Below are 19,605 nucleotides of genomic sequence, written 5' to 3' on the forward strand. Positions count from 1 at the left end.
AAATAACTATGGCAGGCAACCTTGCTTCTTACATAGACCACACTATATTAAAGCCTGACGTCACTGAAACGCAGGTATTGCAACTGTGCGATGAAGCCCGTGAGTATAACTTTGCAGCCGTTTGTATACCCCCCTGCTATGTGCAGCTTTCAAAAGAGCGCTTAGCAGATACTGGCGTAAAAGTGGCTACCGTAGTTGGTTTTCCGTTGGGTTACCAGCACCACAAAGTTAAGTTCCTGGAAACGCACCAGGCCATTGCCGATGGCGCAACAGAGATAGATGTTGTTATTAATATCTCCGCTTTTAAATCCGGGAAGTATAGCGACGTAGAAAACGAGCTGAGTGATCTGGCTAAGTTTTGCCATTTAAAAGAGGCCGAGCTTAAGGTGATCATCGAGACAGCCCGGCTTACTGAAGAAGAAATTGTAAAAGCCTGCGAACTGTGTGCAAATGCCGGTGTGGATTACGTTAAAACCTCAACAGGATTTGCGGCTAAAGGTGCTACCGTGGAGCATGTGGAACTGATGCGCCGCGTATTGCCATCCCATATCAAAATTAAAGCTGCCGGCGGCATCCGAACATTCGAAGATGCGCAGGCGTTAATCAAGGCGGGCGCCGACAGGTTAGGTTGCTCAGCTAGTATTCAAATTGTTACCCATGAACAGAATCATTAATCTTATACTTTCGCTGGTTATACTTTTGTCTTCGGCGTGTGCTTCGTCAACGGCTAGTACTACAGATAAAACTGTTAAGTCAGGTGGTAAAGATAAAGTGGTGGAGGACCTGAGCGTTTATCGCCCGAAGTATAACACTACAGAAGAAGCTGCCGCTGCTGCCCGTATAGAGCCCACAAACCATGTAAACCGAAAAGTAGCGGTGCTAATGGATACGGTTGCCAGCGTAAACAAGAACATCAAGTATGCGCAGGGCTACCGTATTTTAGCATATAATGGCTCCGAGAGGCAGACCGTTATGAACCTACGCAAATCAATAGCGAGACGCGTTCCTGAAGTAAAAGATTACCTGACATACAATCAGCCAAATTTCAGGTTAAAGGTAGGAGATTTCTTTAACAGGGTAGAAGCACAACAGGTACTAAACCAGATCTCTGACCTGATCCCCAATGCCCAGATCGTGCAGGACCAGATCAACATTAAGTAAGAGATTCCATAGCAAAGTATAAATTAAACGTTGCAGCCACATTGGTTCGCAACGTTTTTTATTTTTGCTACCTTTAGTTTCTTATGAAGTCACTACTACTACTTACGGTTTTATCGCTTGCTGTCTTTTCGTGTGCTCAGAAAGTAAACGAAGTTCAGATTAAAGAAATTAACCTTAGCCTGGATAATAAAGAGTTAAAGAAGAAACTTTATCAGCAGAAAGCGGAAACCGATACGCTATTCAAAAATAAGATTGAAGATATATTGGTGTTGGTTAAGATACCTGGAGATGACAAGTTAATAGAAGTAGTTAATGAGGAGTGGCCTGAGGAAGTTGAAGTGACTTATAATATTCTGAAAGACGCATCAGGAAGTATAATCAGAATTTCAGAATCACCTTATAGCGAAAGTGGAGATTGGGATATAGTTTATAGTTATTACTTCGATAACAACGGGAATGCATACGCCAACGAAAGAATAGTAAGCGCATTTAATACTTATTGTCCTGATGGTGTACTTATAGAAGGTGTTAGTAGGGAAATTATTGTTAAGCTATATAACACTAATCATACCTTGATTGACAGCACTCACAAAATGGTAGACGAAAATGATGTTGATATTACAGTAAAGAAATGTCAGCAAGAAGTGAGAAGTGATAACATTGGGTTTTATAGCTTGCAAGCATACATAACAAGTAGAAATATTAAAACGGAGAAGTAGTCGCTATACTTCTGAATTACTTAAAATTTTGAACACAACAGATAAAATAAAAGAGCTGGCGAAAGCATATGCTCCTGAAACAGTGCAGGTGCGCCGCCACATACATGCAAATCCCGAGCTAAGCTTCGAAGAATATAACACAGCAGCCTATGTAAAGCAGACGCTGGAGCAGTACGGTATTGCTTCGGAAAGTATGGCCGAAACTGGTTTGGTAGCATTGATAAAAGGCCGTAACCCGGAGAAGAAAACTATAGCCCTACGCGCCGACCTGGATGCTTTGCCTATAGTTGAGGCCAATGAAGTAGAATATAGATCGAAGAACCAGGGTGTGATGCATGCCTGTGGGCACGATGTGCATACAGCTTCATTGCTGGGAGCTGCCCGCATACTTCAGGAAATGCGCGATAAGTTTGAAGGAACTATAAAACTGGTGTTTCAGCCGGGCGAGGAGAAGTTTCCGGGTGGCGCTTCTATTATGATAAAAGAAGGTGTGTTACAGAATCCGGCTCCGGAAGGTATAATTGGCCAGCATGTGTTCCCGTTGTTGTCGGCAGGTAAAGTAGGTTTTAAGACAGGTATGTATATGGCCAGTGCCGATGAGATCTACATTACGGTAAAAGGAAAGGGTGGTCATGCGGCATTACCTGAGATGAACATCGACCCGGTGCTTATTTCTGCGCATCTTATAGTTGCCTTACAACAAATCGTGAGCCGCCATGCCAGCCCTAAAATTCCGACTGTTTTATCGTTTGGTAAGATAGAGGCCAAAGGCGCTACCAATGTTATCCCGAACGAGGTAAAGATCGAGGGTACTTTCCGGACAATGAATGAAGTATGGCGTCGGGAAGCCCACCAGAAAATTAAAAAGCTTGCTGAAGGCCTTTGTGAAAGTATGGGTGGTAGCTGCGACATCGATATCAAAAATGGTTATCCATTCCTGCAAAACGACCCTGAATTAACCGGAAGGGCCCGCGCAGCAGCTGAGCTATACTTAGGCGCAGAAAATGTTGTAGACCTGGACCTGTGGATGGGTGCTGAGGACTTTGCTTATTACTCTCAGGAAGTTCCGGCTTGCTTTTACCGTTTAGGTACAAGAAATGAAGCACGAGGCATCACATCAGGAGTACATACCCCTACGTTTGATATTGACGAAACAGCACTGGAAACAAGTATAGGACTGATGGCTTTTATCGCTTTGCAGGAAGTGAATTCTTAAATATACCGGTACACTTTAATCTATTATGAAGAAACTATACTTCCTGCTGTTGCTGATTTCACCGCTATGTGCATTGGCGCAAAGTAAACTATCGGCGCCAACAGCTATATGGCCAGAGCTACAACTAAGTGCCAATTTAAGTGGTGAAGGTATATTGTTTATACAGAACCAGTACCGCATTAACACCGACAGCCGCTTCAACGACCTGAAGAAATCCGGCATACTGAGCAGTTTCGAGCGCATAGAAGTAAGTTTAGGCTACGAGCATACATTTTCGGAGCACTGGCGAGGGGGGCTTATCACACGCTTTGCAGCAGAAGATTACCCAAAGTCCTTTTTCGTTTCGCCGTTTGTGCGCCACAATGGTAACCTGGCGGGCTTATACTTTAACAAGCAACTGCTTTTTGATTATGTAGTGCAGGAAGGTCGGGAAAACTTTGGTCGCTATAACCTGTCAGCGGAGTTAGGTAAACGGTTACCAGTAAAGAACAAATTTATTACACCGGGTATAAGTTACGAGGCCATGCTTTTATCTGAATTTGGTAAAGACGAAGATGAGAACCAGGAAAAACGTGTTGTAGACCTAACCCGCCTGCGTCTTAACCTGACATATGAACTCACCGAAAGCTTACGCATTACCCCATATTTTATGCGCCAGACTGACCGGTACTATGTGTTAATCCCACCTGAGTACAATGAGGACGGGCAGTTACTGAAAGAAGGTTATACTACTAAGCGCAACCGCATTACTCCTGTTATAGGCCTTGAACTGAAGTATAGCTTTGGCCGAACACCTGAAACTGCCAGTATTACTTATTGATGTTATTGCAACTGCAAAAGCGTCAGTCCTTTAGGAAGTATACTACTAATACTTAATGACAATATTTCAGGAAATATAAGGATAATTTGGGTGGCATAGTTTTTACAGAAGTATAGTTGTGAACAGATTTCAGAACTATAAAAAGGAGGTAACTATGGCACTTAGCAGATATTCAGGCATGGAAGGTAACATGCCACAATCGTTCAGTTCTATGTTAGACAGATTTTTTAATGAGTCTGTTAATACCAAAGGCTTAAGCAGCTTTACACCTTATGTAGATGCCTGCGAAACGCAAAACGGCTATGAAATTGAAGTAGCTTTACCAGGTATTAGAAAAGAAGATGTTTCTATTGATTTCCAGGAAGGCAGATTGTCTATTTCAGGAGAGCGTAAGTTTGAGAAGCGTGAAGGCGACGGCAGACGCTACCAGATGCTGGAAACACAATATGGTTCTTTTAACCGCACCTTCTATCTTCCTGACAATGTAAATCCTGATAAGATCAAGGCCAGAATGGAAAATGGTATGCTGCTGGTAACAGTACCAAAAGATGAGCAGAAAACCATGAAGCGCCAGATCAGCATATCGTCTGAAGAAGAGTCAAAAGAAAATAAAGCAGTTAAAACTAAAAAGGAAAAAGCTTCTGAAGACGGCAAAATTGTAGAGGCCTAAAGCAAGCAACAAACAAAAAAGAGGCTGAAAAATTTTGGCCTCTTTTTTGTTTGTTTATATCTTAGGTTAGTTGCTCCGCCATGTGCAGCATACTAACGTATACATAATAGCGTTATACTTCTAAATATAGCCTTTATAATATATTAACTTAATAACCTTATTCTATACATGAAGACTAAACAGTTTATCGTTGGCCTCACGCTTTCAGCCTTATTGGGTGGCGGTGTTGCGGTAGGTAGCTATAAGCTGCTGGAAAACGACAATCAGGAAACATCCACACAGGAACAGGAACAGTATCCGACGGTGCGCTACACCAGTGATATGCGTAGCAGCACAACCGCAGTACCCGAAGGACTGAACTTTGTTAAAGCAGCGCAGGTATCTACGCCAGCCGTAGTACACGTCATGACAGAGTATAGCATCCGTTCCTCGGATCAGTACAACAGCCCGATGGATCCGTTTTTGCGTGAGTTCTTTGGCGATGGCTTTGGAGAGCGTGTACCGCGTGGCCCGCAAATGGGGTCCGGTTCAGGTGTGATCATTGCATCTAATGGCTATATTGTAACAAATAACCACGTTATAGACAGGGCAGATAAAATAGAAGTTGTGCTGGATGACAAGCGCAAGTTTGAAGCTACCCTGGTAGGTAAAGACCCGAATACAGACCTGGCCCTGCTTAAAATAAATGCCGATAAATTACCTGTTATCCGTTACGGTAACTCCGATGAGCTGCAGGTAGGTGAGTGGGTGCTTGCCGTAGGTAACCCTATGAATCTGACTTCTACCGTTACTGCCGGTATTGTAAGTGCCAAAGGACGTAACATTAACATACTTAGTGCAAGCCAGCGTAGCAATGGTCAGGTAGGTGATATGACCATCGAATCATTTATCCAGACAGATGCTGCTGTAAACCCTGGTAACTCCGGTGGTGCACTGGTAAACTTAAATGGTGACCTGGTAGGTATAAACACTGCAATTGCTTCTCAGACCGGTTCATTTGCAGGTTATTCTTTTGCTGTGCCATCTGCTATAGTTAGTAAAGTAGTTGATGACCTGCTGAAGTATGGCGAAGTGCAGCGCGCATTGCTTGGTGCTAACATCCAGGAAATTGATGCAGCGCTTGCAAAAGAGAAAGGCCTGAAAAGCCTGAATGGTGTTTACATTGCCCGTGTTACAGAGAACAGTGGTGCTAAAGAGGCTGGTTTACAGGAAGGTGATGTTATTACAGCGATCAATGGTGTATCTGTAAACAAATCATCGCAGTTGCTGGAGCAGATTGCCCGTTACCGCCCAGGCGATAAGGTTAAAGTAGAATACCTGCGAGGTGGTAAAGATAAAACAGCTAATGTAACACTGAAGAATACCAACTATAGCACCGAGATAACCAAACGTGCCGTAGCGAAAGCAATAACATTTGATGGGGCTACTTTTGAGCCGGTAAGTAAACAGGAAATGAATAAACTAGGTATAGATGGCGGTGCCAAGATATCTGGAGTTCGTAACAGTAAATTCCGGGAAACAGGTATAAAAGACGGTTTTATCATAACCAGAATAGATAAATACTCCGTTAATGAGCCAGCCGATGTTCAGAAGCACCTGAAAGGATTTGAAGGTGGCGTAGTTTACATCGAAGGTGTTTACCCTGATGGACTGAAAGCATATTATCCAATTGGTAAAAGCTAATCAACTATAAACAATACATACAGAAAGCTTCTGCAGCCTTGCAGAAGCTTTTTTATTTTTTAGATTTGTAAAACATCCGAAAGTATAACTATAACCCTTGTAATGGCAATATCGCGAATCGTGCTGCTACTGCAGGGCTCACACCATAAAGTATAAAACTCATGAAACAGACCATAGATGAACTGCCATTGATACAGGATATAAACAATGTGTTAAAGCAGCTAGGTATAAAAGATACTAATCCTTCTTACAGTACCGGCCTTAACTGGGGCGGGCAGTCTGGCAGAGCAACCCGCAAGATTCATTCGCCTGCTGATGGCAACCTGATTGCTACAGTGAACATGGCTACTGCTGAAGATTACGACCAGGTAGTGGCAACTGCCCAGGAAGCTTTTAAAGAATGGCGTAAAATGCCATCCCCTAAGCGCGGCGAAATTGTGCGCCAGATAGGCGACAAGCTGCGTCAGCATAAAGAGGCACTGGGTAAACTGGTTAGCTATGAAATGGGCAAAATTCTGCAGGAAGGCCTTGGTGAAGTACAGGAAATGATCGATATCTGCGATTTCGCAGTAGGGCTGTCGCGCCAGTTGCATGGCTTAACTATGCACTCAGAGCGCCCGCAGCACCGCATGTATGAGCAATATCATCCATTAGGCATTGTTGGAGTAATCTCTGCATTTAACTTCCCGGTGGCGGTCTGGAGCTGGAATGCCATGCTGGCCGGTGTATGCGGCGACGTGATTATCTGGAAGCCATCAGAAAAGACACCATTAACGGCAATAGCGTGCCAGCACATTATAAGAGATGTGTTAGCAGATAACGAGCTGCCGGAAGGTATTTTTAACGTAATCATCGGAGATGCAGAGATCGGTAGCCTGATGGCAAATGATACCCGAGTTCCTTTGATTTCTGCAACCGGCTCTACGCGTATGGGTAAAAAGGTTGGTGAAGCGGTTGGTGCCCGTTTAGGTAAATCCTTACTGGAGCTAGGCGGTAATAACGCAATTATACTTACCGAAAACGCTGATCTGGATATGGCGCTGATCGCGATTGTATTCGGGGCGGTTGGAACCTGCGGGCAACGATGTACTTCCACGCGCCGCCTGATCATCCATGAAAATATTTACGAACAGGTAAAAGAGCGCCTGCTTAAAGTATACCCAAGCCTGCCTATCGGTCATCCACTCGATAGCACTACGCTGGTAGGGCCACTGATTGATAAAGATGCTGTAACTGCTTTCACAAATGCGCTGGAACATGTGCGGCAGGAAGGTGGAAATATACTAACAGGCGGTGAGATATTATCTGGTGATGGCTATGAGACCGGAACCTATGTGAAGCCGGCCATAGTAGAGGCTGAGAACCATTACGAAATGGTACAGGAAGAAACCTTTGCCCCAATTTTATACCTGATCAAGTATAGCGGTGATATCGAAAATGCTATTGATATACAGAATGGGGTAAAACAGGGATTGTCTTCTGCTATTTTCTCAACTAACCTGCTGGAAACAGAGGCATTCCTAAGCCATTATGGTTCTGACTGTGGTATAGCTAACGTAAACATTGGTACATCCGGTGCTGAGATTGGTGGTGCTTTTGGTGGTGAAAAAGAAACAGGGGGTGGCCGCGAATCAGGGTCCGATGCCTGGAAGATTTACATGCGCCGCCAGACCAACACGATCAACTATAGCCGTGAGCTACCTCTGGCCCAAGGCATCAAGTTTGATATAATGGATTAATCTCTGGAGTTTTGGTAACGAATTTCAGGCTTTAAAAATTTAGCCAGTCTTGTATAAAGGCTGGCTTTTTTTGTGAACTATAGCTAGCCGATGGGGAAGAGCAGCTACTGGCAGGTAGCCACAGAAAAAATCAGGAAAAATTTTGCAACTTGATGCAACCTTGCATGATCGCTCTTGTCTTTAGTGTGGAAGTAGGGAGGAGAGCGATGAAAAAGAGAAAACGGCAAAGCCGGTGGTGAAGTAACAGAAACGTAATTGCTAAACTGGAGTAACTTGGAGACATCTACTTATCAGGACGTAAACCAGCATGTAGTGGAACGGTGCAAGGGTGGCGACAACCGGGCACAGTATGAACTATACAAGCTATACTCCAAGGCCATGTTTAACGTGAGCATGCGCATCACCAACGATTATGCCGAAGCAGAAGATGTACTGCAGGAGGCTTTCATCAGCGCATTCAAAAATCTACACAACTATAAGTCTGAAGCTTCTTTTGGCAGCTGGCTCAAAAAGATTGTGGTAAATGCAGCAATAAACGCAATCCGGAAGCGGCGCTCTGAACTGGTGCCGATGGATGAGCGGGTTGCCACCGAAGTAGCAGACGAAGTAACTGACGATAATGATACGGAATGGCAGGTGGAAAATATCCGCCGCGCTATACAAAAATTGCCAGATGGCTACCGGGTAGTGCTTAGCTTATACTTGCTGGAAGGTTACGACCACGCCGAAATAGGAGAGATACTGGGAGTATCGGAGTCTACTTCTAAATCGCAGTACAGCAGGGCCCGGAAAAAGCTTCTGGACATAATGAAAGAGCCACATTTTGCGGCCTGAGAATCAAACAAACAACAACAGACATGAAAGATAGACTGAAAGATTTTGTAAGCGAGCATCGGGATGATTTCGATGTGTACGAGCCGCGGCCAGAGCTTTGGCAGGAGATCTGTCAGGAGTTGTCGGCCGAGCCTAAAGAAACTACCAAAGTAATTAAGTTCAGCTTCGGGGATAGCTTCAGTTTTAGTGGCGATATGCTCTTTATGCGCGTAGCTGCAGCTGTTATACTGCTTTTAGGTTGTGGCCTTACTTTATGGCTAACCAAGCAGAATGCTGCAGATGGTAACTATACGATGGCTGCTGTTAGCCAACCGGCTATACAAAAAATAGCTCCTGAACTGGTAGAAGTAGAAGCATACTATACCAGCCAGCTTAAAGATAAAAAAGAACAGCTGAGCGAATACGACCTGAAGGTGCTTGGACTGGACGAAAAGAGAGAAATCGACAGTGAAATAGCCCGGCTGGACAGCAGCTACATCCAACTTAAGAAACAATTACTAACTGCCCCTAATACCGAAAAAGTGATGAATGCCATGATCCAGAACCTGCAGATACGGATCGAAGTGCTAAATCGCCAATTGGAAGTACTTCAGAAAATAGAGAAACTCCAGAAACAAACAACAGAAGAATCCTTAAGCAATGAAACCAATGTATAGATCTTTACGCTACTTGGCCATTATACTTGTGATGGCACCTGCTATGGTCTTCGGTCGCCAAGCGGCTGACGGACCATCCCAACCTACACCACAACCTGCACCCTGCCCTAATACAGCTGTTGCCAGCGTAGACCCGCATGGTAACTGGAACTATAAAAAGCAACCGTCGGCGGCTGTTTACGATGCTGAAAAGCGCAAAACCTTTGAGAAAACTTATAAAGTTACCAGCGCTGATATACTTAATATTGAGAACCGGTATGGTAGAGTGCATGTAAATACCTGGAACAAGAACGAGATTAAAGTAAAGGTAGACATGATAGCCAGAGCCGGTTCTGAAGGTAAGGCAAGCGATATGCTGAACAGAATGAGCATTGCGGAGAGCAGGGAAGACAAAACAATATCGTTAAGAACGGTATATGAACCTTCGCGCATGTCGGGTGTAAGCTCTTCTGAGATCAACTATACGGTTTACATGCCAGAGGCAAATGCTGTTACTATAAAGAACACCTACGGCGATGTTTACCTGGCTGCCCGGAAAGGCAAAGCAGATTTATCTCTGAAGTATGGTAACCTGAAATGCGATCGTTTAAGCAACTCAGATAATAACCTAAAGCTTACTTATGGCTCCGGTAGCTGTGGTTACATCAATGGTGGTAATGTGCAGATCGCTTATTTTGACATGAATGTAGCTGAGGCACAGGAACTGAAAGGCTTTAGTAAGTATAGCGAGTTAACCATAGGCAAGCTGAACGAGGAACTGAGCATGGATATGAAATACGGTTCTTTCAGGATAAATAACATCAGTAACAACGTCCGTAATATCAGGCTGGCCAGTACCTACATTCCGATCTCTCTTAATTTTGCCGATAATTCTGCCTTCAATTTTAATGTAAATGTGCAGTATGGCGATTTTAAAGTGAACAAGGACCTGGTAAATATTACCTCCATCGAAAAAGATTATACTTCTGCTGACTATAAAGGTAAGTTTGGGTCTGCATCATCAAAAGCTGCGGTATCTATTACCTCTAAGTATGGCGACGTAAGGTTCACACAATAAACCGATCCTGTGTTGTAAGTTGTTTTGTTATAGTTTAGAGCCGGCCTGGTGCCGGCTCTTTGCATTTACTAGGGTTTATTATGGCGCATTGCTTATATTTGACTATGGCAAATCAAAACGAGATTCTTAATTCTTCTAAAGCCCCCGAGCCGGTTGGGCTATACCCGCATGCCCGCAAAGTTGGCAATCTGTTGTTTTTATCTGGGGTTGGGCCCCGTGAGCGAGGCACTAAGAAAATACCTGGTGTAGAACTGGATGAAGCTGGCAATATTACTTCTTATGATATTGAAACTCAGTGCAGGTCTGTGTTCCAGAATGTGAAGTATGTTTTAGAAGATGCCGGATCGAGCTGGGATAAACTGGTAGATGTAACCGTGTTCCTGACGAACATGAAAGCTGACTTTGCAACCTATAACCGCATATATGCAGAGTACTTTAAAGATAACCAGCCTTGCCGCACCACGGTAGAAATAAATAGCTTGCCTACACCTATTGCTATCGAATTAAAGTGCATCGCTACCATCTAACTCATGCAGCATAATCCAACGGAGATTTATACTTCCAGGGCGACAACTTTTAAGCAACAGGAGCAATTAGCAGCAGGTAAAGCATCGCGTGTGTCGTGGTTGCGCGTGTTTATTTTTGTGGCAGGCGTAGCGGCGGCTTACCATTTCTTTAACACTGGTAACAGTGTCTGGGGCGCACTAACGATAGGTATAGGCTATACTTTGTTTATACTTGTAATGCGATGGCATACCCGACTGGAATACCAGCGCCAACATTTAAAGCTGTTGCACGAACTTAACCTGGAAGAGCTTGATCGGCTAAAAGGCAACATCAGCAAACTAGATAGCGGACATCAGTTTACAGACGACCATCATCCCTATACTTCCGACCTCGATATTTTTGGGCCTAATTCTCTTTTTCAGTTAATTAACCGGTCGGTTACAAGTATAGGAAAAGCAAAACTGGCAGGTTGGTTACAACACAGAGCCGCCAAACACGAGGTACTACACCGCCAGGAAGCAGTAGCTGAGCTAGGCAATAAAAATGCTATAGAATGGCTTCAGAACTTGCTGGCAACACCAAGGCACTACAAGCATACAGAAGATTCTAAAACAGATTTCTTTGTGTGGCTACAGGAGAATCACTTTTTCAGCAAGCATACTTACCTGCAGCCACTTATTTTTATACTTCCTGTTGGTACGCTTGCTGCTATAGTTGCCTGGTTTTATGGCTACTCGGGTTACCCAGCTGTTGGGTTATTGGTGGTGCAATCGCTGCTCTCTTACCGCTTCAGGGTAGAGCGGGATGAGTTTTATGAGAACAGTATAGGCATTTATGAGTCTATGCAAAGTTATACCCGGCAATTACAACATATAGAGCAACATCAGTTTAAGGCATATTACCTGAAAGAACTGCAACATAAACTGCACGCAGGAAATGTAAAGGCATCTGTAGCGCTGGGTAAGCTGGCACTCATTATTGATTTCTTCTCTTACCGGCTGAGTACGTTGATGGCCTTTTTCCTGAACACGATACTGATGTGGGATTTTATTTGGGTATATCGTCTGGAAAAGTGGCGCGAAAAATATCTGGACCAGGTGAAAGGTTCTTTAGATGTGCTGGCCAGTTTCGAAAGTATAGCAAGTATAGCTGCGCACCAGTTTGCCAATCCTGCTCATACTGTTCCGGAAATAAGTGATGTACCGTTTGAGTTTAGTGCTGAGCAACTGGCCCACCCGCTTATTTTTGCTTCGGAACGCATTGCCAACGATTTTTCAATGCAGGGCGTGGGGCATACCATTATAGTTACCGGCTCAAACATGTCGGGTAAAACTACTTTCCTGCGTACGGTGGGTATAAATATGGTGCTGGCCTTTGCTGGTGCGCCTGTTTGTGCCCGTAAGCTGCGCGTTGCCCCGGTGCAGGTATACACTGCCATGCGCACCGTAGATAACCTTGCCGAAAGCACTTCGTCTTTTTATGCCGAACTGAAACGCCTGCGTATACTGCTGAATATGACAGAACATGGCGAGCCGGTGTTCTATTTACTCGATGAGATACTGAAAGGTACCAACTCCCGCGACAGGCATTTAGGAGCTATGGCGTTGATCAGGCAGCTGCACCAGCGTTATAGTTCTGGCATGATATCTACACACGACCTGGAACTGGGCGCAATGGAAGAAGAACTGGCTGGCAGCGTTGAGAACTATAGTTTTAACAGTACCATAGAAGGCGATAGGATCCTGTTTGATTACAAGTTACAGCGTGGCATTTGCGGTAGCTTTAACGCCAGCAAGCTCATGCAGCTGATGGGTATCGCCATTGAGGAGTAAATATTAGACAATGGACAATATTTAATTCTCCTCCTCGGAGGGGTAAGGGTGAGTTTATACTTCACCTGATAAATATTAACAAACTAAACATTAAACTATAAACTATGAGAGTTGTAGCAGACATACCAAATCCACATGTTAAAATTACCCTGCATTCCTATAACGGCAAGTATATCCTGAAACTGGAGAAAGCCAACTTGGAGCAGATCTATAAAATTGAAGAAACAGAAGTGAACGGTGATGAAGGTGCTATTGCTTTACTGGACGAAGAGTTTATTGAAGCCGTAGTAAATCGTTTTGTTGATATGCGCGATGCTTTTGTAAGTACAATTAGGAGGAATGGGTAAGGTTTCTCACTTTAGAACAGTTTTGTACGCTATTGAATAAAAATAATTGATGATAAAATTCTTTAGAAAATACGAAGGCAGCCTTATAACTATCCTTACACTTTATGTTATTGGACCAATCTTAACTTTTATCTTTATTTATACTTTACTTAGTAATCCGACTGAATTAAGTGAAAATATTAGAGTAAGAGGATATTTTCAAAATACCTTTATAATAGGGATAATTGGAGCTATTTTGACAATTAGCGGTATAATTAAGATTTTTAAGAAGTAGAAGAAATAGGGAACGCCTGTTCTAAGTTAGTTTGCTGTTTGTTTTGAGTAAATACAAATCAGAAAACATAAACAAGTAGTGGAAAACAACAGAGTCCAACTTCACATAAACGTCTGTTTTCGGCCGACGGCCTTGCAGTAATTTAGCCTAACCGCTAAAAGCAATAAACATAAAAAAGCCCGCTTCATCAGCGGGCTTTTTTTACTTTGTAAGCTTAAGACTAATTAAGCACCGATAGCTACACGCTTGAAATCAGTTACTGTTAAGCCTTTGCTTGTCTTCTCAAGAAGCTGAGAGATAGTTAAAGAAGAATCTTTAACGAACTCCTGGTTTAACAGAGTGCTTTCTTTGTAGAACTTGTTCAGTTTACCCTGAGCAATTTTCTCCAGCATGTTCTCTGGCTTACCTTCAGCACGAGCCTGCTCCTTACCGATCTCGATCTCACGCTCGATAGTAGCTGCATCAACGCCGTCTTTATCAAGAGCGATTGGCTTCATAGCCGCGATCTGCATCGCGATATCTTTACCAACTTCAGTTACATCAGTACCGTTTGTGTTGTTAAGGCCAACAAGTACACCTAATTTACCATTAGAGTGGTTGTAAGCTACAACTTTATCAGCAGTAACAGTTTCGTAAGATACTACATCGATCTTCTCACCAATTTTACCCATCAGGTCAGTGATATGATCCTGTAGCGAACGGCCATCAGCCTGAGGCGTAGCAAGTAATTCTTCTTTAGTAGCAGCGTTAGTAGTAACAGCTGCGTTCAATACTGCCTGTGCAAGGTTTCTGAAGTCTTCAACTTTAGATACCGGCTCAGTTTCACAAGCGATAGCAACAACTTTACCAGTTGAGCCATCAGCAGTAACCTGCGTTAATACAATACCTTCTGAAGTTACGTTTTCAGCACGCTTGCTCGCAATCTTCTGTCCCTGCTTACGCAGAATATCTTTAGCCGCTTCAAAGTCGCCGTTTGCTTCAGTAAGCGCTTTTTTGCAGTCCATCATACCTGCACCAGTTTCCTGGCGAAGTCTGTTAACGTCTTGTGCTGTAATAGCCATGATCTTTATAATTAAGAATTATGAATTATAAATTATGAATTCTGTATTGGTAAGGGTTTTGATTAAAGATGACTTTATAGTTAGCAGAGAGTCTATAGTCTAACGTCTAAATTCTTGCATCTTTAAAAAGCCCCTAAAACAAACTGAACATTGAAGCAGCTTGCCCAATGTTCAGTTTGATATGTTGCAATATGAACAAGTTCTTATTGCTCGTCAGCTTCTTGTTTAGCCTTGATGCCTTCCTCTTCAGAACGCTTACGCTCAGTTTCTTCTTTGTCAACCTTACGCTCAGACAGACCTTCTTCAATCGCTTTACCCATGATAGAAACGATCAGGGAAATAGATTTAGAAGCATCGTCATTCGCAGGGATTGGGAAGTCAACCAGCTCAGGGTTCGAGTTAGTATCGCAGATAGCGAAAACAGGCAGGTTAAGCTTGTGTGCTTCTTTAACTGCAATGTGCTCACGCTTCACGTCAACGATGAAAAGGGCTGCAGGCAGTCTTGAAAGATCTGCGATACCACCAAGTACACGCTCCAGTTTCTCACGCTTCGCGATAGCTGCATAAGCAGTGTTATCTTTCATCATTTTATCGATGGTAGACATTTTCTTAAGAGACTTACGCACAGTAGCGAAGTTAGTAAGCATACCGCCTAACCAACGATCGGTAACGTAAGGCATTTTAAGACGCTTCGCTTCTTCCGCAACGATGTCCTGAGCTTGCTTTTTAGTAGCTACGAACATGATCTTACGGCCAGACTTAGCGATGTTCTTGATAGCTGAAGTAGCCTCATCAAGCGCAACCAGTGTCTTATTTAAGTCAATGATGTGGATACCGTTCTTCTCCATGAAGATGTATGGAGCCATTTTCGGATCCCACTTTCTGGTAAGGTGGCCAAAGTGTACACCAGCTTCCAGTAATTCTTTATAATTAGTACTTGCCATGTTGTTGATACACCTTTAATATTAACGTTTGCTGAACTGGAATGAACGACGCGCTTTACGCTTACCGAACTTCTTACGCTCTACCATACGAGGGTCACGTGTAACGAAACCTTCTTTACGAAGAACTGATTTAGTCTCGGCGTTCTCAACTACCAGGGCTTTAGAGATAGCAAGTCTTAGTGCCTCAGCCTGGCCGCTTACACCACCACCTTTTAAATTAGCAGTAACATCGTACTTGCCAATCAGATCTAAGGTTTGAAACGGCTGATTTACTATAGTCTGCAATACTTCGTTAGGGAAGTATGCCTTGATATCTTTACCGTTAATAGTGATATTCCCTTGCCCGGCCGTCATATAGATACGTGCCACCGAGGTTTTTCTTCTACCGGATGTATTGATAACTTCCATTAATTATTATAAGTTGAAGGTTAATTCTTTAGGCTGCTGAGCTGCAAATGGATGCTCGCTTCCTGCAAAAACATGAAGATTACGGAATAGCTCGCGACCTAGTGGGCCTTTAGGCAACATGCCACGAACTGCGCGCTCTACGAGCAGCGTTGATGATTTAGCCTTTAGCTCACGTGGAGAAGTTCTCTTCTGACCACCTGGGTAACCAGTGTGTGTCAGGTAGTACTTCTGATCCCACTTGCGACCTGAGAAACGTACATTATCAGAGTTGATAACGATCACGTTGTCACCGCAGTCAGCGTTTGGCGTGTACGAAGGCTTGTTCTTGCCTTTCAGGATCTTGGCGATTTCAGACGCCACGCGACCCAAGTTTCCTTGCCCTGCATCAACAATCACCCAGCCTTTGTTGGCTGTCTTCTTGCTGACATTTAGGGTCTTATAACTTAAATGATCCATTTTTGGTGGTAGTAAGCGATTTATTTAATGTTAACTATTTTTCTTTCGGTTCTTCGAAAATGGTCACAAAGATAGCGAGTCTTTATTTTATATGCAATACAGTTTTATAAATTCCCGGAAATCAGTGTAATAGCAGTAGACTCATACCTTAAAATGAAGGTTGGGATGATTCAGATATACTTCTAACTATAAATTAGTAACTGTGTTTATATCAGAAAAATCTGTACCTTATCTACCTAACTACTCCTGCCTAACTATGCACCGATCTGTAATTTACTTGTTGATGATTTGTTTCTGCCTCTCATCGTGCAGTGAAGATGTTGTAAGCAACGTGCTTGATTCTGATAAACATACCATAGAATTAGTTGCTTTTGGATTTGCAGAGAACCCTACAGAAGAGAACAAGGGCTTTGGAGTAGCTTATTATTTCTACTTAAATCTTGATAATGACTCAGTATTTATCCAAAAGAAAATAAACCCGATTGAAGCCCCTGAAACACTTGCCTGGACAGGAACTATAAAAGGTATTTCAGAAGATAATAAATTACAAGACTTTATTAATGTTAGCAGAGAAATGCCAAATGGATTCATCGCGGATACCAAGATACCTGAGTTGACACTATACTGTAGTTACTATTATTATAGCAGGTATAAAGATGGAGACAAGGTAAAATATCAGTTCTACACACATCATAACCTGGACAGAAGGTTTAGGCAGGCTGTAGATATGTTCATGAATTCTTATTTAAGCCCAAAAGTAAGACCTGTAACTACTTTGTAAAGTCAGATAGTATTATTGTGCCTATTGTAAAAGGAAATGATATTGTATTCGGTCCTCCACCAGCGCCTATGTCACCGCCTCCACCTATAAGAAAAACAGTAAATTACACGCCTCCCACTGTAAATAAGCCCTGAGAACTATACACTGTATTAAATCGATGCTCAAAAAACTACTCAACTCTTTCGCGCTGGCCCTGCATAACATCCGCACCAGGTTGTTCCATACCTTGCTGTCTATACTTGGTATTGTGATTGGGGTAGGGGCGTTGGTAACGGTGCTCTCGCTGATAGATGGCTTGGAGAAGTTTGCTAAAGAGCAGATAACTACTACTACATCGCTGAAGGCTGTAATGATAGAAACCAACACCTATAAACGTGTAAATGATGTTAGTCTGCAGAAAGAAGACTATGGTTACTTGAACTTCGAGCGGTTTGAGAAATTCTCAGAAAAGATGGCTATACCTGCTACCGGCTACATCGAGTTTAAGAAAAACAGCGAAATATTATTAGCGGATAGCAGTAGGGTCGGGGCAAGTGTGCACGGTGTAAATACGCTACACCCTAAAACTATAAACCTGAAAGCTGGCCGGTTATTTACATCTAAAGAACTAACAGCTAAAGCTCCTGTTGCCTTTGCAAATTATAGTTTTGCAAAACAGGTAGCTGGCAAAGATTCTGTTCAAACTATACTTGGGCAAACGGTAACCTACCATAACAAACCGGTAAAAGTAATTGGCATCCTTAAACCCACAAAGCACGAAAGACCACAGCTATACTTGCCCATTAGTTTGTTTACTGAAACTGAACTGAAAGCTGACCCTCCAGGAGTAGTATTTGAAGTGGATGATGTAGAGCAGGTGCAGACTTTTAAGAAAGATGCAGAGCAGTGGCTGAAAACTAATGTAGCCAAGGACACTACAGATTTTAGGGTAATTACCAACGAAGGCAGGTTAGAGCAGGCAGCTAAAGGTTTCTTACTGTTCCGGATCGTGATGGGCATGATCGTGGGACTTTCGGTGGTAGTAGGTGGCATAGGCGTAATGAACGTGCTGCTGATTTCGGTAACTGAACGAACCGTGGAAATTGGTGTGCGCAAAGCTATGGGAGCTAAAAAGCACGACATCCTGCTACAGTTCCTTGCCGAGTCGGTAACGGTATCGTTGTTTGGCAGCTTACTTGGTTTGGTGCTGGGAGTATTATTTGCGATGGGAGCGGTTCCGGTTATCAAAGCATTTGCAGATGTGCCTTTTCAGGCCGCATTTACACTAAATACGCTTATAGTTATTACCATCATCGCTATCGTGGTAGGTATTGTATTTGGTACTTACCCTGCTACACGTGCCGCCAGGCTTAACCCCGTAGATGCCATCCGAAGAGAGTAGAACAAGCTGTCTGTAACTTTAGTATCTAAGTTTATATTTTATTTGTAAACTATACCTGCCATCAGAACTATGAAAGCCATACTTGTAAAACAGCCCGGTGGACCCGAACAACTTATACTTGGAGAATACGAACAGCCTTTGCCCGGACCTTATGAATTGCTGGTAAAAGTGCACGCCACCGCCCTTAACCGCGCCGACACACTGCAGCGCCAGGGCAAGTACCCGCCTCCTAAAGGTGCCAGCCCTATACTTGGTTTAGAGATTGCCGGTGTGGTTGAAGAAGCAGGTATAAACTGCACCAAGTATAAAAAAGGCGATAAGGTTTTTGGATTGCTGCCCGGTGGTGGTTATGCCGAGTATGCTTTGATACATGAAGAAATGGCCATGCCTATACCTGACAACTTAAGTTTTGAAGAGGCTGCTGCTATACCTGAAGTTTTTTTAACGGCATGGCAGGCACTTGTATGGTTAGGTAAATTGCAGGCCGGCGAACGTGTACTAATACATGCCGGGGCCAGTGGCGTAGGTACGGCTGCCATACAACTGGCCCGCACCCTGAAAGCCGAAGTACTGGTTACAGCCTCAGAAGGAAAACTGCATGCCTGTAAAGAACTGGGTGCGCATAAACTGATAAACTACCAGGATCCTGATGTGCCTTTTGAAGATGAAGTGCTGGCCTATACCAATAACGAAGGTGTGGATGTGATCATAGATTTTATAGCAGGCCCATACTTTAACCAGAACCTCGATTGCCTGCGCCTGGATGGAAGGCTGGTTATACTTGCCAGTTTAGGTGGTGGAAAAGTAGATAATGTGGATCTGCGAAAAATTCTGACGAAGCGACTGCAGGTAATAGGCTCCACGCTGCGCTCCCGTACCAAAGAATACCAGATAAAGCTTACCGAAGACCTAAGCCGGTTTGCCTTGCCTCTTTTTAAAGAAGGTAAGCTAAAACCTGTGGTTGATTCCGTATATGATTGGGAAGACGTAGCCGAGGCGCACCATTACATAGAAAGCAATAAGAACATCGGGAAGATTGTACTGCGGGTAAGTTAGCCT

The 19,605-nt window shown here is 43.4% G+C and carries 21 protein-coding genes; 17 read left to right on the forward strand and 4 right to left on the reverse strand.

The genetic code is table 11. The features are described 5' to 3' along the window. Positions 1 to 8 precede the first annotated feature (8 nt). The 14 genes from deoC to MJ612_RS13315 all read left to right on the forward strand — a co-directional run bounded on the left by deoC (position 9) and on the right by MJ612_RS13315 (position 13,241). On the forward strand, positions 9 to 674 hold the full coding sequence (gene deoC, locus MJ612_RS13250; RefSeq protein WP_187031428.1) for a deoxyribose-phosphate aldolase: 666 nt from the start codon (positions 9 to 11) through the stop codon (positions 672 to 674). After that, positions 658 to 1,161 (forward strand): sporulation protein, encoded by a 504-nt coding sequence (locus tag MJ612_RS13255; RefSeq protein WP_187031426.1) that lies wholly within the window; start codon positions 658 to 660, stop codon positions 1,159 to 1,161. The genes deoC and MJ612_RS13255 overlap by 17 nt, the downstream gene beginning before the upstream one ends. Before the next feature lie 83 nt (positions 1,162 to 1,244). Beyond that, positions 1,245 to 1,880, forward strand: a complete 636-nt coding sequence (locus MJ612_RS13260) for a hypothetical protein (RefSeq protein WP_187031423.1) — start codon at positions 1,245 to 1,247, stop codon at positions 1,878 to 1,880. A 28-nt stretch (positions 1,881 to 1,908) separates the two neighbouring features. Next, positions 1,909 to 3,096, forward strand: a complete 1,188-nt coding sequence (locus MJ612_RS13265; RefSeq protein ID WP_187031421.1) for a M20 metallopeptidase family protein — start codon at positions 1,909 to 1,911, stop codon at positions 3,094 to 3,096. Positions 3,097 to 3,121: 25 nt separating this feature from the next. Next, positions 3,122 to 3,916, forward strand: a complete 795-nt coding sequence (locus MJ612_RS13270; protein WP_187031419.1) for a hypothetical protein — start codon at positions 3,122 to 3,124, stop codon at positions 3,914 to 3,916. A gap of 154 nt (positions 3,917 to 4,070) precedes the next feature. After that, positions 4,071 to 4,586: an Hsp20/alpha crystallin family protein gene (locus tag MJ612_RS13275; RefSeq protein WP_187032523.1), complete on the forward strand. Its 516-nt coding sequence runs from the start codon at positions 4,071 to 4,073 to the stop codon at positions 4,584 to 4,586. Between the two features lie 168 nt (positions 4,587 to 4,754). Then, on the forward strand, positions 4,755 to 6,269 hold the full coding sequence (locus MJ612_RS13280) for a Do family serine endopeptidase (protein WP_187031417.1): 1,515 nt from the start codon (positions 4,755 to 4,757) through the stop codon (positions 6,267 to 6,269). Positions 6,270 to 6,430: 161 nt separating this feature from the next. Further along, positions 6,431 to 8,008 (forward strand): L-piperidine-6-carboxylate dehydrogenase, encoded by a 1,578-nt coding sequence (amaB, locus tag MJ612_RS13285; protein WP_187031415.1) that lies wholly within the window; start codon positions 6,431 to 6,433, stop codon positions 8,006 to 8,008. Between the two features lie 273 nt (positions 8,009 to 8,281). Beyond that, a complete protein-coding gene (locus tag MJ612_RS13290) occupies positions 8,282 to 8,842 on the forward strand; it encodes an RNA polymerase sigma factor (protein ID WP_187031413.1) in 561 nt (186 codons plus the stop codon). A gap of 23 nt (positions 8,843 to 8,865) precedes the next feature. Further along, positions 8,866 to 9,498 (forward strand): hypothetical protein, encoded by a 633-nt coding sequence (locus MJ612_RS13295; protein ID WP_187031411.1) that lies wholly within the window; start codon positions 8,866 to 8,868, stop codon positions 9,496 to 9,498. Then, entirely contained in the window at positions 9,491 to 10,555 is a 1,065-nt protein-coding gene (locus MJ612_RS13300; RefSeq protein ID WP_250419183.1) for a DUF4097 family beta strand repeat-containing protein, read from the forward strand. Before MJ612_RS13295 ends, MJ612_RS13300 begins: the two co-directional genes overlap by 8 nt. A gap of 104 nt (positions 10,556 to 10,659) precedes the next feature. Next, positions 10,660 to 11,082 (forward strand): RidA family protein, encoded by a 423-nt coding sequence (locus tag MJ612_RS13305; protein WP_187031409.1) that lies wholly within the window; start codon positions 10,660 to 10,662, stop codon positions 11,080 to 11,082. A 3-nt stretch (positions 11,083 to 11,085) separates the two neighbouring features. Then, positions 11,086 to 12,894 (forward strand): MutS-related protein, encoded by a 1,809-nt coding sequence (locus tag MJ612_RS13310; protein ID WP_187031407.1) that lies wholly within the window; start codon positions 11,086 to 11,088, stop codon positions 12,892 to 12,894. A 104-nt stretch (positions 12,895 to 12,998) separates the two neighbouring features. After that, the gene (locus MJ612_RS13315; protein WP_187031405.1) at positions 12,999 to 13,241 is read left to right on the forward strand and encodes a hypothetical protein; all 243 of its coding nucleotides are present in this window, start codon (positions 12,999 to 13,001) and stop codon (positions 13,239 to 13,241) included. Positions 13,242 to 13,739: 498 nt separating this feature from the next. Here the strand turns inward: MJ612_RS13315 and tsf are convergent, their stop codons facing one another. The 4 genes from tsf to rplM form a co-directional block, all read right to left on the reverse strand. Further along, positions 13,740 to 14,576 (reverse strand): translation elongation factor Ts, encoded by an 837-nt coding sequence (tsf, locus tag MJ612_RS13320; RefSeq protein WP_187031403.1) that lies wholly within the window; start codon positions 14,574 to 14,576, stop codon positions 13,740 to 13,742. A gap of 203 nt (positions 14,577 to 14,779) precedes the next feature. Then, complete coding sequence (gene rpsB / locus MJ612_RS13325) at positions 14,780 to 15,520, reverse strand: 30S ribosomal protein S2 (protein WP_250419184.1); 741 nt, start codon at positions 15,518 to 15,520, stop codon at positions 14,780 to 14,782. Positions 15,521 to 15,541: 21 nt separating this feature from the next. Then, on the reverse strand, positions 15,542 to 15,928 hold the full coding sequence (gene rpsI, locus MJ612_RS13330) for a 30S ribosomal protein S9 (RefSeq protein ID WP_162427663.1): 387 nt from the start codon (positions 15,926 to 15,928) through the stop codon (positions 15,542 to 15,544). A gap of 6 nt (positions 15,929 to 15,934) precedes the next feature. After that, on the reverse strand, positions 15,935 to 16,384 hold the full coding sequence (gene rplM, locus MJ612_RS13335) for a 50S ribosomal protein L13 (protein WP_162347384.1): 450 nt from the start codon (positions 16,382 to 16,384) through the stop codon (positions 15,935 to 15,937). Positions 16,385 to 16,640: 256 nt separating this feature from the next. On the opposite strand from rplM, the gene MJ612_RS13340 reads away from it, so the two are divergent. The 3 genes from MJ612_RS13340 to MJ612_RS13350 all read left to right on the forward strand — a co-directional run bounded on the left by MJ612_RS13340 (position 16,641) and on the right by MJ612_RS13350 (position 19,602). Further along, on the forward strand, positions 16,641 to 17,165 hold the full coding sequence (locus MJ612_RS13340) for a hypothetical protein (protein WP_187031400.1): 525 nt from the start codon (positions 16,641 to 16,643) through the stop codon (positions 17,163 to 17,165). Between the two features lie 157 nt (positions 17,166 to 17,322). After that, positions 17,323 to 18,546, forward strand: coding sequence for an ABC transporter permease (locus tag MJ612_RS13345; protein ID WP_187031398.1), 1,224 nt, complete (start codon positions 17,323 to 17,325; stop codon positions 18,544 to 18,546). Positions 18,547 to 18,615: 69 nt separating this feature from the next. After that, the gene (locus MJ612_RS13350) at positions 18,616 to 19,602 is read left to right on the forward strand and encodes an NAD(P)H-quinone oxidoreductase (protein WP_187031395.1); all 987 of its coding nucleotides are present in this window, start codon (positions 18,616 to 18,618) and stop codon (positions 19,600 to 19,602) included. Positions 19,603 to 19,605: the final 3 nt, after the last annotated feature.

Source organism: Pontibacter deserti, from assembly GCF_023630255.1.
Classification (GTDB): domain Bacteria; phylum Bacteroidota; class Bacteroidia; order Cytophagales; family Hymenobacteraceae; genus Pontibacter; species Pontibacter deserti.